We start from the raw sequence: 12,396 nt of genomic DNA on the forward strand, positions 1-12,396 counted from the left end.
GCGGTGAAGGTCGCGATCTCTGCGCGGACCGATGGTCGTTCAGCCCGGTGCGGGTAGGTCCGTTTCCGTGTGATCAGGCGGTGGTGCCACCGTAGGACGATGCCGGGGTGACCGGATCGCCTTTGCGCTGACACGTAGCGCAGAAGCCCTGGTCAGGGCCTACGGACGAGATCCGGGCACGGACAGGATTCCAGGATCCCGCGGGCGGACGTGAGAACATCGTCGCCGGAGGAGTCTCACGCAACGAGGCAGGGGATGGATCCGATGCATCGTGAACAGCGGGCGGTCGCCGACCGATTATCGCCCGCGCCGGCCGATCTGCCCCCGGCCGCCTGGCCCCTGATCGGCCGGGACACCGAACTCGACGCGCTGACCCACGCCCTCACCGGTGCGGCCCCGCACAGCGTCATCATCGTCGGCCCCGCCGGCGTCGGTAAGACTCGCCTGGCCCGCGAGGCAATGCTGATCGCCGCTGCGGCCGGCCACGAGGCGCGCTGGGTGACGGCGACGCGCTCCGTGGGCGGGCTCCGTTCGGGGCCTTCGCACCCCTGTTGGCCGTGCCCGAGCCAAGGGACGGGCTCGGGCCGGCGGACTCGTTCGAGGGACTGCTGCGGCGGACGGCGTACGCCCTCGTCAACCATGGCGGCGTGGGCCGCCTGCTGCTGTTCGTCGACGACGCGCAGTTGCTCGACGAGGCGTCGGCGGGCCTGATCCAGCAGCTCGTGTCGGCGGACGCCGTGCTGGTGGTTGCCACGGTCCGGACGGAAGAGCCGACGCCCGCGGCGGTGACCTCGCTGTGGAAGGACGACCTTGCGATCCGGCTCCGCCTGAGCGATCTGGCCGACAGCGTCATCGACGACCTGTTGACAGTGGTCCTGGGGGATCAGGTCGACCGTGCCACCGTCGCCGAGATGACCGCTCGTTGCCAGGGCAACGTGCTGTTTCTCCGGGAGCTCGTGCGCGGCGCGCTGGCGGACGGCACCCTGGTCCGCCACGGTGGGGTGTGGCGGATGACCGGAGCGCCGGCGCCCTCGGACCGGATCGTCGAGTTCGTTGGCGCCCGCCTGGCCGGGCTCTCCCCCGATGCTCGAGCGCTGCTGGAGCTGACGGCCTACGGCGAACCTCTCGGGGGCGCGGAGCTCGACGCGCTGGGCGACGAGCGCCTGGTCGAGAAGCTGGAGCGAGAGGGTCTGCTTGTCAGCGCGTTCGACAGCCGCCGTCTGCAGATTCGTCTTGGCCATCCCATCTACGCAGACGTGCTGCGTGCGCAGACATCGGCCGTGCGGGTCGGCGCGATGGCCCGCGCCCTTGCCACCATCGTCGAGCGGACCGGCTGCCGCCGACGCGACGACCTCCTGCGGATCGGGCTCTGGCGCCTCGATGGCGGCGGTGGACAACCCGATGTGCTACTCGAGGCCGCGCGCGCGGCTCGGTGGCACTACGACTTCCCGCTCGCCGAGCGTCTGGCACGTGCCGCCGTCGAGGCGGGGACCGGCTTCGACGGCCGGTTGCTCGCGGCCCAGACGGCCGCCCTGCAGGGACGGGGGGAGGCGGCCGAGCAGGATCTCGCGGAGCTCGCAGGCTGCGTGGCGAACGACGAGGAGCGTGCGCGCGCGGCGATCGCCCGGATCGACGTCCTGTGGCTCTCGCTCGGCCGGATGCAGGACGGACTGCGCATCGCCGAGGATGCGGAGGCCACCATCGCCGACGTCGGCCTGCGGACGGAGGTCTCGAGTCACCGCGCAGGGCTGGTGCTGGGGAGTGAGGGTCCACGGGCCGCGGTGCGCGTCCTGGAGCCGCTGCTGGCCGAGGCGCGGGGACGGTCGCTCGTGTGGATGGGCGTCGTGGGCGCGTTCAGCCTCGGGCGCCTCGGCCGATTACGCGAGGGTCTGGACCTGGCGGACCGTGCGTATGCGGCCGGTGTCACCCTGACGGAACCTGACGACTGGTACCCGTGGTTCAACCTCCATGGCCGCTGCGAGCTCCTCGTGCAGGCGGGCCGGTTCGCGGATGCCGAGCGGCTGGCTCGCGAGCAGCACCAACGCGGCCTTGACGAGGGCAGTAGCGAGGCGCGGGCCTGGTTCCTCTGGAACTTGTCGCGTACCGTCCGCGATCGCGGCAACGTCCGGACCGCGACCCGCGACGCCCGGGAGGCGGCAACCCTGCTGCATCGGCTCGGGCGGCTGGGGGTCCAGCACACGCTGCTCTCACTCCTGGCCCAGGCACAGGCGCTCGCGGGTGACGCCGCCGCGGCGCGGCGCTCCCTCGCGGCCATCGACGCCCTCGGGATCGAGCAGCCACGGTGGAGCTGGACCGACCACCTCGCGGCCCAAGCGTGGACGGCCGTGGCCGAGGGGCGGATCACTCAGGGCCGCGATCTGCTCGCCCGCGCGACCCAGGTGGGCGAGCAGATCGGCGACCGTACCGGCGCAGCAGCCGCGCTCCACGACATCGGCAGGCTCGGGACGCCGCGCCGGGTCGTGGACCACCTTGTTGCTCTCGCCCGAGAGCTGGAAGGCGACCTTGTCGCGGCGCGGGCCGCGCACGTCGTCGCCCTCGCCGAGGAGGATCCACGCGCGCTCGACGCGGTCGCCACGACCTTTGAACACCTCGACGCCGAGCTGCTGGCCGCCGAGGCCGCCGCCGACGCTGCGGTCGCCTGGCGCCGGGCAGGCGACGTCCACCGCGCGGATGCCGGGCTGCACCGAGCGGCAGCGCTCGCGGCGCGCTGCAAGGGCGCCGTCACCCCGGCACTCGCGCCGATCGAGTCGCGGGTGCAGCTGACCGACGCCGAGCGTGAGACCGCGCTGCTGGCCGCGGCGGGACACACCGACCGCGACATCGCGGCCGAGTTGCAGCTGTCCGTGCGGACTGTCGGCAACCGTCTGCAGCGCATATACCACAAGCTCGGCGTGTCCCGGCGGACCGACCTGGCGCGCTTTCTCCGCTGACCGCGCCGACGGGCAACACGCCGCGCGCATCGTCCCGCGTTCGTTCGTGGACGCCTGCTCGTCTGCGCCCAGACAGAGTATGTTCCTACTCTGTTGCGTCCGACATGGCCGGTGTTAGCTTCCCGGCCATGGTCACCACGGAACACGCGCTCACAAGCGCTTCGGAGGGTGTGGAGCGGCGCATCGAGGAGCTGCGTCGACGTCATCCCGTCGAACCGGCCGTCGATGAGGTCCTCAGCACGAAGCTGCGACGTCGGGGGCACGACGTGCACACCGCCCGCAGCGTGGAGGACATCAGCGAGCGCCTCCACGCCTTTCTTGCCCACCGGCTGGACGGCCCCTTCACCATCAGCGGCCTTGCCCGACTGCCGGGCGGCGCGTCGAAGGAGCAGTTCGGCTTCGACCTCGAGTGGACGGAGAACGGCGAACCGCGCCGCGACCGGATGGTGCTGCGGATGAACCCGCCTGCGTCCGTCGTGGAGACGCACCGCGTTCGCGAGTTCCAGCTCCTGCGGGCTTTGGAGGGCGTCCTGCCCGTGCCGCGCGCCTACTGGGTGACCCAGGACCACGCCGAGCTGGGCGAGCCCGCGATGGTCTGCGGCTTCGCCCGTGGTGTCGCCGCGCCGACAAAGGGTGAGCGCAGGGCGTCCGGGCTCGGCACGGTCTACGGGCCGAAGCTGCGGGCCAAGCTCGCCCCCCAGTTCGTCGCCCACCTGGCCACGCTGCACGCCCTGGATCCGTCGACCGTCGCTCTGGACGCATTCGGGGTGCCGGCGGCCGGCACGATGCAGGGGTCGACTGGCGGCTCGGGATGTGGGACAGGGTGTGGGAGGAGGACTCCTTCGAGCCGCACCCGACGGTCACGCTGACCCGCCAGTGGTTGTGGGACAACCGCCCGCCGATCGACCGGATCTCGATTGTGCACGGCGACTACCGCAACGGGAACTTCCTGTTCGACGAGGACACGGGCGAGATCACGGCGATCCTCGACTGGGAACTCAGCCACCTCGGCGATCGGCACCACGACTTGGCGTACGCGATGCTCGGCGGCTGGGGCCACCTGGATGACGAAGGCCGTTTTCTCTGTAGCGGCCTTGTCGACACGGAGACCTTTATCGCGGAGTACGAACGCATCTCGGGCCTCTCCGTGGATCCGGAACGGCTGCGCTACTATACCGTGCTGAACATGCACTGGGTGGTGGTAGCCACCAGCGCATCAGGTATCCGGATCACCGAGGACCGCATGACGCACCTCGACGTGATGATGAATTTCCTCAGCGGCCTCGGTGCGTCGTCCATGGCCGAGCTCAACCGTGTTCTCGAAGGAGCCTGAACCATGGTCCCTACCATCTCACAGCAGTTACGGGGCATCCGTTCGGCCATGGTCAAGTCGATTGTTCCGGCGCTGCCCGCCGACGACAGTTTCGTCCAGGAGCAGGCCGGTCTTGTCCTGGCGACCCTGGAGTGGGTGCTCGACGTCCAGGAGTCCGAGACCCTCTACGAGGCGACCGAACGCGATGAGTACCGCGAACTGCTCGACCGTCTCTCGGCCCTGTCGTCCGTCCCACCACCGACGCGCACGCCGTCCCGGCCCCCGACCCCTCGGCGATCCCCGACCTCGCGCTCCTGCGGGCGGAGGCCCAGGCGCTGAAGGTGGCGGTCGACGCCCGTGTCACGGCGATCGCCGCCGACGGCAGCGCTGAGGACCGCGCCGCGGCTCGCGAGCTGCTGGTGGGCGTCGCCGCCCGCCAGAGCGCGCGCGAGCAGGCGTGGTTCCGGATGACCGGGTTTCCGAGCGAGGTCCCCGGCGACATCCGCTCCGTGCTGACCGGGAACGCCACGACGCCGGTGCGGGACGCGGAGTGAGCGGGCACACGCGAGAGAGGATCGCGCGAGAGAAGACAAGGAGCGGCGAGATCACCCCGGAGCACGGCACGGCGGGCGGCGGCTTACCGGAGCCGATCGACGAGCTCGGGATCTACCTGCTACCGGGCCGGGTGAAGGACCCGGCCCGGGCGATCACGGAGGCGATCGACGCGGAGCGCCTCGGCCTCACCTCGGCGTGGATCGCCGAGCGGCTGGACATGAAGGAACTCGGAGTGCTCTGCGGCGCGGTCGCCGCGAGCACGCAGCGGATCCGCCTGGGCATGGGCTCGATCGCCGCGGGGAGCAGACATCCGCTGATGACCGCCGCCGCGGGTTCCACGATGCAGGAGACGTTCGGTGACCGGCTGCTGCTCGGGCTTGCCCGCGGCCTCGGATCGGTCCTCGGCGACCATGGAATGCCTGTTCCGAAAATGGCCGCGTTCGAGGACTACGCGTCGATCCTGCTGCGCCTGTGGGACGGCGAGACCATCGACTACGACGGTCCGCTGGGACGGTTCCCGAACCTGCGCATGGTTGATCCACCGACGGCACCCCGGCCGCGGCTCCTCCTGAGCGCGTGGTCCCCCCTGCCGAAGGCGACGGCGCTCGCGGCCCGGTTGTTCGACGGCGTCTTCCTTGGCTCGGAGCTGACAGTCGAGGCCGTCGCCGCTGTGTCACGGCGCCTGGACGAGGCGTGTGAGCGGATCGGGCGTGACCCGCGGTCACTGAAGCTCTACGCGATCGTCATCACCGCTCCCGATCTGTCGCCGGAGGAAGAGCTGGCAGTCGTCAACGCACGGATGATTACTCACCTGGACTTCGGCGGGGTCGGCGAACTCATCATGCGTGAGAACGGGTGGGATCCCGAGCCGTTGCGCCGTTTGCTCCGGCAGGAGAAGTTGGAGGGCGGCGGCACGGCCGATCAGAAATTCCACCGGAGCGAACTGCTGGAGCTCGGTACGCAGCTACCGCGGGAGTGGGTGGAGACCGGCTGCGTCGTCGGGTCCGCCGCGCACTGCGCGGCGCGCCTGCGGGAGTACCTCGACGCCGGGGTGGACCACATCGTGCTGCACGGCAGCGGACCGAAACAGCTTGAGGGCCTCGTACGGGCGTGGCGCGGGACGTCCGCATCCGGGACTCCGTAACAGAACTTGTTCGTTCTGCCGGAGCACCGGCACGGTTACCTCTACCGACCGCGAGGGGACGATCAGCGCCGGTGATCCTGCCGGGTGCGGGATGTTGCCGCCGAGGCTGTCAGGGACGGTTCGTCTGACACCGAGTTTGAATTTATGGTCGTCATCCATGGTCGTTGTTTTCGAGGGTGAGCTGTGGATATGGGATGCCCGGCGTGTCGACAGCTGGACGTTCGTCAGGGCGGTCTCAACCGGTCAGTGCACCACCCGCATCGTGCTGGGATCCACAGGGTCCGGCATGAGGCGGACACCCGGATGATGCACTGACCGGTGGAGACCACCCCGTGTCGCGTCAGCCGCTGCGCGCGTCTTCCGGGCCGGTGATCCGTTTGAGCAGTGGCAGGGCCGAGGCGATGATTCCCAGCGCCGTGATCAGCCCGAGGGCGACGAGCAGGTAGTACGCCGTGCCTGGTGAGGTCAGGTTGTAGGTCGTCTGGGATTTCAGGAACATGGCCGCCGCGGCGAAGCCTGTTCCGATCGAGGGGGCAGCTCCTGCCAGCAGCGGCAGCGCACTTTCCAGACCGATGACTCGCTGCACGCGAGCCCGCGGCCGCGTCGGCGGACGCCCGACCGTCGCCACCCCAAGATCATCAGTGCCGCCCGCGACCTACTCCCCAACTCCGAAGCCAGCGTCACCTCGATCGCGAAGCTGTTCGGCGGCAGCCCCAGCACCCTCTACAACCACATCCCCGACCTGCGTGAGCTACGCGCCGCCGGCCGGGGCCGCCACGCACTCACCGCCGCCCCGCCGGCACCCAGCTAGATCATCGCCGTTTGCGGCTGGTGACACGTTTCTTACCGGCACGAAGTCCGCAAGTTCAGCCTGACTGAAGGTTCTTCGCATCGAACCCACGGCTTTTCTGGTGATCAGGTTCGAGGTTGTGGCGGGTTCTGTCCGGTCTTCGTGGATCTGCTCCGCGGGGCCGGTTCAGGTCGGTCGGCTGGCCCAGAAGAGAGCGTGGCCGTTGTCGCCCTCGGGGACGTGCGGTGTGGCTGTGGTCTGTGGATCGTGGCGTCCCTATCCTGTCCGGATGCAGGAATCCACGGCGGGTCACGAACGTCCGGTGCGGGGCTTCGAGCTGATCTGCGAGATCGAGCCGCCGACCCGGCCGGACCTGACCCATGCCCGCCACCAGATCGGCGTCCTGAGCCCCGTCACCGACGCGTTCCTGATCCCCGACAACCACATCGGACGCGCGACGGTGTCGAGCATCGCCGTCGCCCACGAGGTGCAGACGATGGGGGGACGCAGCATCGCCTGCGTGAACTCCCGTGACCGTAACCTGCTCGGCTTCCGCCGCGACCTGCTCACCGCCGCGGCCTACGGCGTCGAGGAATTCCTGTTCGTCCACGGCGACAAACCCACCGCCGGGAACCGGACGAGCGACCTGACCGTGCGCGCGATGATGGACGAGGCCCGCGCGGCCAGCGAGGATCCGGTCTTCGCGGACATGCCGGCGTTCCGGGTCGGCGCCGCGGCCGGCCTACGTCCACTGCCCACATGGAAACGAGCGGCCGACTTCCTGTTCGTACAGGTCAGCTACTCGGTGGACGCCCTGCTGCGCTGGCGCGACGCCCATCCGGTCGAACTGCCGATCTACGCCGGCGTCATGGTCCTCGCGAGCGCCGGGATGGCCCGCCGCCTCGCCGCGACCATCCCCGACATCGACATCCCCGACGACCTCGTCCAAGCAGTCGAACGGAACCAGGCGGCCGGGGTCGAAGCGGCCTGCGACCAGGTGCTACGGCTACGCGACAGCGGCGCCTTCGCCGGTGTGCACCTCGTCCCGGTTAGCCGCTACCGCCAGGTCGCCACCCGACTTGAGGACCTTCTCTAACCGCCCGGGCCGTTTCTCGCAGCCCACCGGCGCCGACCGCGCCGCCGCACTGCTGACCCCGGCCGCTGAGTGACGCCTCACGCTAATTCCTGTTACGGTCCTCGACCCCCTGGTCGTCGAGGAGGTTCTGGGCGATGGCGGCGTATCTGCTGGCTGTGGAGTGCGACAGGTTGAAGACGAGGGCCAGGTGCAGGGGGTCAGGGCCGACGGTCAGGGCCTCGTGGAGCACACGGTCGGCGCGGATGCGGTCGAGATATATGCCGCGGCGGAGCAGGTGCTCGCTGAGGTAGCGGGGGCTGATTGGGCCAGTGCCCAGGGCGGTCCTCTCGTTGATCAGGACGGCCAGGACCACATCCGGACATCCGTCGCGGTGCTGCGAGCGATCGCTGGAGCGCGCTCCGTCCGTACCACCATCACCCCCGTATGGACCATGCCCGGCTCGCATGCCTCCCACGGGCGCCTCACCAGCGAGGTCCTGCGGCTCATCGACGCCGCACGGATATCAGTGACCTGCTCCAGCTACAACTTCACCCCCCGCTCCCGCATGTGGGAAGCACTCAGGGCAGCATCGGCCCGGCCACAGATGACGGTCACCGTCTACGTCGACGCTGCCGCGGGAACACCGCAACAGATCGCCGATCATTTGCCCGCCGCCGTTGTCTTCCAGACCACCACCCCGGCCGGCGCGACCCGCCCCCTGGTCAGCCACGCAAAAATGATCATAATCGATCATGTCATCATGCTGACGACCAGCGCGAACTTCTCCTACAACGCCGAGAACACCAACATCGAACTCGGGCTACTCGTCCACGACACCGCCATAGCCTCGTCCGTCGAATCCACCATGCGAGCCCAACACGGCGTTCTCTACGAGAGAGTCGTCCCCACTGGAACCGGCCGGACAGGGAGCTGGCGCGGTGACGGGTAACCGCCCCGTTTCCAGCTCCCCATCCGACCAGTCACCCCGGTCGCCCGGTCGTTCCCCAACGTCGGCCTGCGCCCCGGATGGCGCCTGCGAGTCCGCCAGCCCGCGAACGACGTCCGCGATCTGGCGTCGGAGTCCTTCCGCGTCCAGGTTCCGCACGTTGGTCGCGTTCAGATCAATCGCTGGACCGTCCGGCCCCGACGTCACGGTCACCGTCACGTCCCCGACACGGGTCCGAAGCCAGGTGACGACCACCGTGGCACACCCGGTTCCGGCAGCGCCGAGCAACGCCAGGATCGACGGCCAATCCACAACCTCGCCCCAAGCCGCACCGCGGTGGCTCCCCGATCGTCACCTGGTGCCGCTCGACCGGCACGTAAGACACGTCCGCTGCTGGATCGGGGCCGGCAGCGAAAGACTCTCGCTGCTCTGCCCCGAGTGTGCCGCCCCGGACGGAGCTGCCAGTATCCCCTGGCTGGTCGTGCCGTTCCGAGGCGAGGTCAAACCTCCAGAGAGCCTCGGCAGAGCCGTCCCCATCGACACCTGGGTACGACAATCCCCCCGTTTTTTCCTGCGTTTATTAAACGGCCGAAGTGCAGGGACCGTCAATGGCTACACACCGATACTGACAGCTAACGATCCGCGATCGTTATGATCGTGGCAGTAAATCGATCAGCCGGTGCCGCCGTCCCTTCGCGTGCGACATACGACGCGGGGAAACCGGATCCGCTGCGACCGCGGACTCCGATGAGACACGGCGGCCGGCAGCGGATGATCCGATCGACGTCAGCATCTCCACACGTGCGCCGGCGCCCACCTGCGACCGTGGAGCCGTCCAGCGACAACACTTCAGATCTTGAAACATCCCATGAACCCCGCCAAAGGCAGCTCGCGAATATTCGAACGAAAACGCTCCTCGACGGTGTCGCGCTGTGCGCGACACCGTCATATGTCCCTTACGGATTTCGTGCCACCCGGTGCCGTTTGATACACCCCGGTTTCGCCGTCCGGGAACTACGCGATGACGTGTCATCGCAGCCCACAGTGGATGTATTCGCGGATCGGGCACGCCACTCGGACGGCGTGTTCCACCGGTTCTGACCGGAGAAACCGGTCCCGTCTCCGCGCACCCGTGCTACCGACCACCGGGAAACCGCACGACTCACCACCAGATCATGATCGACTGGTCTGTGACCGGGCGGGGCTGGGACGGACGTGCCGCGCGGTCCTCGGAGTCAGCGGGCCTGGCCGGGCAGGGACGTCCAGCGGTCCGGGTTGGGGCCGCCGAGCCAGCGGTCGATGTCCGCGCGCCACCACACCCGGGTGCCGCCCCAGGTCCGGGTGCGATTGACCGTCGCGGCCGGCGCGGGGGCGACGGGATCGATCCGCAGTCGGCGGTCGACGGCCTGCCGGGTCAGGCCGAGGACGACGGCGATGTCGGAGGACCCCACGAACACCGGCGGCTCATCCACGGGACCCGACGATAACCGGCCCGCTCCCAGGCCCGCTCTGGATCCGGGAGGGCGACACCCCGCCGGCATGGGCAGACCACGCCCATGCCGGCACGGCCGCCGACCAGCCGCGATGACAGCCGCGATGAGCGCGGCGATGACATGTCATCGCCGATGCGACCGGTTCTGTTTCCGATGCCGGTTCCGGTTCGACCGGTCTGATTCACCCAGCGAGGGACGCGGGCTTTCGCGTGTCGACGTGCCACCGGATTCCGGGCCGGAGCACGGTGCCGTATGCGCGGAATGAGATGTCCATGATGACGGATGACGAACAGTGATTGCCACGGTGAAGGTGCTGGGGTTACGGGCCCGGGACTTTACCGATGTTGCCGCGGCGGCCCGGCGGGTCGTCGACTACGTCCACGGCACCCCGACCGCATCCGAAACCGTCCGCCACGGCCCTGCGGGCTACTACAGCGCCGGGACGGCTCGCGGGCGGGCGCGGGGTTCCGGCGCGGATCTGCTCGGGCTGCGCGGCCAGGTCGATCCGGTGCACCTACAGCGGCTGCTGTGCGGGCTGCACGCCCGCACCGGACTGCCGGTGCTGCCCGCGGCCGGGTCGGCCGGTCGGGCCACCCTCGGTACCCCGTCGGCCATCGGCACCCCGTCGACGGCGGGGCAGGGGCAGGATGATGTCCTGACCTTGCGGGAGGCGGCGGCGATCCTCGGGGTCGGAGCGTCCTATCTGCGGCGGCTCGCGCAGCGCACCGCCGCGCGCGGCACCGGCAGGCGATCCGACGGCCCGGCCGGCGGGCCGTCCGCGCCGGGCGGCGCGGCGGACACGGACCCGGCGGCCAGCACCGGCGCAGGCCCCGGCGGGGAGCGGCTGGTGGCGGTCAAGGAACCGGGGTCGGGACGGTGGCTGCTCTCCCGGGCCGAGGTGGAACGGTTCGCCGCCGCCCGGGAACCCCCGACGGTGGTGATCGGGTTCGATGTGACCTGCGCGGTCCCGAAAAGCATCAGCCTGCTGTGGGCGTTCGGTGACGACGCGCTGCGCGCGGACATCGCCGCCGCTCTCGACGCCGGGGTGGACACGGTCCTCCGCTACCTGGAGCGGCACGCCACCGTCGGCACGGTCGACGGGACCAACCGGCCCGGCCTGGGCCTGGCCGCCGCCTCCTACCGGCATGAGGTGGCCCGCAGCGACGAGGCCCACCTGCACATCCATACCATCGTCGCGAACGCCGTCCCCGTCCCCGTCCTCGACGACGACGGCCGGCCCGTCGCCGACAGCTCCGGGGTGGCGCGGGCGGTGGACGGCGAGGTGTTCCTCGCCCACGTCAAAACCGCCGGCTACCTCGGCGCCGCCGCGCTGCGCCACGAGCTGTCCCGCCGCCGCGGGCTGCGTTGGGGGCCGGTCCGCAACGGGGTCGCCGAGCTGGCCAACATCCCCCGCGGCCTGGTGGAGGCGTTCTCCACCCGCACCGGAGAAATCAACGAGGAGTTCGCCGCGCTCATCCGGGACGGGTTCACCGCCTCGGGCGCGACCAAGGCCGCGGCGCAACGCGGCTCGAGAGCGCCGAAGAAAATTCTCGCCGACGGCCAGGTCCGCGCCGCCCAGCACGCCCGGCTGACCGACGCCGGATGGACACCCGGGCAGGTCCGCACGCTCGGCGCCCGCATCGACCGGACCATCGACCCGCCGACCCCGGCGGACATCGCCAACCTGGCGGACCGGCTGACCGGCCCGGCCGGACTGACCGCCCACACCCCCACGTTCACCGCCCGGGAGATCGTCCAACAGGTCGCGGCCTGGGCCGGGGACCGGCTCGACCCCGACGCCATAGCGGACATCGCCGAGCGGACGCTTGCCGACCCGCGGATCGTCCTCGTCGACACCGCCGCCGCCCGCCGGCGGCGCCAACCCGAACCGGTCTACACCACCCTCGACCTGCTCGAGGCCGAGGACAGCGTGCTCGCCCTGGCCCGCCAGGGCCGGATCGACCACGGCGGCCCCGCCCACCGCCTCCTCACCCCGGAACGGGTGGACCGGCTGCTCGCCGCGGCCACCGCCGCGCCGGATCCCGGCGGCGCGCACGGCACGCCGGCTCCCCCGTCGGACGGCGCGACCGCGGTGGACGCGCCGCGCGATCCTGGCACGACCGCGGCAGG

The 12,396-nt window shown here is 70.3% G+C and carries 10 protein-coding genes and 3 pseudogenes; 9 read left to right on the plus strand and 4 right to left on the minus strand.

Annotated elements, in window-relative coordinates:
- Positions 1–264: 264 nt before the first annotated feature.
- From AC5LSR_RS17175 to AC5LSR_RS17200, 6 genes and pseudogenes are all read left to right on the plus strand, one after another.
- Positions 265–468 (plus strand): annotated as a pseudogene (locus AC5LSR_RS17175) (ATP-binding protein); the annotation flags it as partial.
- Positions 469–557: 89 nt separating this feature from the next.
- A complete protein-coding gene (locus tag AC5LSR_RS17180; RefSeq protein WP_250284018.1) occupies positions 558–2,951 on the plus strand; it encodes a helix-turn-helix transcriptional regulator in 2,394 nt (797 codons plus the stop codon).
- A 455-nt stretch (positions 2,952–3,406) separates the two neighbouring features.
- Positions 3,407–4,284, plus strand: a pseudogene (locus AC5LSR_RS17185) (phosphotransferase family protein).
- Between the two features lie 3 nt (positions 4,285–4,287).
- Positions 4,288–4,602, plus strand: a complete 315-nt coding sequence (locus tag AC5LSR_RS17190) for a hypothetical protein (RefSeq protein ID WP_250284020.1) — start codon at positions 4,288–4,290, stop codon at positions 4,600–4,602.
- Positions 4,603–4,604: 2 nt separating this feature from the next.
- Positions 4,605–4,817 carry a hypothetical protein gene (locus AC5LSR_RS17195; protein ID WP_250284022.1) on the plus strand — a complete coding sequence of 71 codons (213 nt, stop codon included), beginning with the start codon at positions 4,605–4,607 and terminating at the stop codon, positions 4,815–4,817.
- A complete protein-coding gene (locus tag AC5LSR_RS17200) occupies positions 4,814–5,962 on the plus strand; it encodes a TIGR03857 family LLM class F420-dependent oxidoreductase (protein ID WP_250284024.1) in 1,149 nt (382 codons plus the stop codon). The genes AC5LSR_RS17195 and AC5LSR_RS17200 overlap by 4 nt, the downstream gene beginning before the upstream one ends.
- A 340-nt stretch (positions 5,963–6,302) precedes the next feature.
- On the opposite strand, the gene AC5LSR_RS17205 is transcribed toward AC5LSR_RS17200, so the two are convergent.
- Entirely contained in the window at positions 6,303–6,590 is a 288-nt protein-coding gene (locus AC5LSR_RS17205; protein WP_250284026.1) for an FtsX-like permease family protein, read from the minus strand.
- Positions 6,591–7,041: 451 nt separating this feature from the next.
- Here AC5LSR_RS17205 and AC5LSR_RS17210 point away from each other — a divergent pair, with 451 nt between their 5' ends.
- Positions 7,042–7,848 carry a methylenetetrahydrofolate reductase gene (locus tag AC5LSR_RS17210; protein WP_250284028.1) on the plus strand — a complete coding sequence of 269 codons (807 nt, stop codon included), beginning with the start codon at positions 7,042–7,044 and terminating at the stop codon, positions 7,846–7,848.
- An 82-nt stretch (positions 7,849–7,930) separates the two neighbouring features.
- Here AC5LSR_RS17210 and AC5LSR_RS17215 read toward each other — a convergent pair whose 3' ends face one another.
- On the minus strand, positions 7,931–8,200 hold the full coding sequence (locus AC5LSR_RS17215; protein WP_250284029.1) for a hypothetical protein: 270 nt from the start codon (positions 8,198–8,200) through the stop codon (positions 7,931–7,933).
- 18 nt (positions 8,201–8,218) lie between these two features.
- Here AC5LSR_RS17215 and drmC point away from each other — a divergent pair, with 18 nt between their 5' ends.
- Positions 8,219–8,776 (plus strand): DISARM system phospholipase D-like protein DrmC, encoded by a 558-nt coding sequence (drmC, locus tag AC5LSR_RS17220; protein WP_250284032.1) that lies wholly within the window; start codon positions 8,219–8,221, stop codon positions 8,774–8,776.
- 123 nt (positions 8,777–8,899) lie between these two features.
- Here drmC and AC5LSR_RS17225 read toward each other — a convergent pair.
- Both AC5LSR_RS17225 and AC5LSR_RS17230 read right to left on the minus strand, forming a co-directional pair.
- A pseudogene (locus AC5LSR_RS17225) lies at positions 8,900–9,085 on the minus strand (effector-associated constant component EACC1); the annotation flags it as partial.
- Between the two features lie 923 nt (positions 9,086–10,008).
- Positions 10,009–10,230 carry a hypothetical protein gene (locus AC5LSR_RS17230; protein WP_250284034.1) on the minus strand — a complete coding sequence of 74 codons (222 nt, stop codon included), beginning with the start codon at positions 10,228–10,230 and terminating at the stop codon, positions 10,009–10,011.
- A gap of 328 nt (positions 10,231–10,558) precedes the next feature.
- On the opposite strand from AC5LSR_RS17230, the gene mobF reads away from it, so the two are divergent.
- On the plus strand, positions 10,559–12,396 hold a 1,838-nt coding region (gene mobF, locus AC5LSR_RS17235), incomplete at its 3' end, for a MobF family relaxase (RefSeq protein ID WP_493468678.1).

It is taken from the genome of Protofrankia sp. CiP1_Cm_nod4, assembly GCF_982290645.1.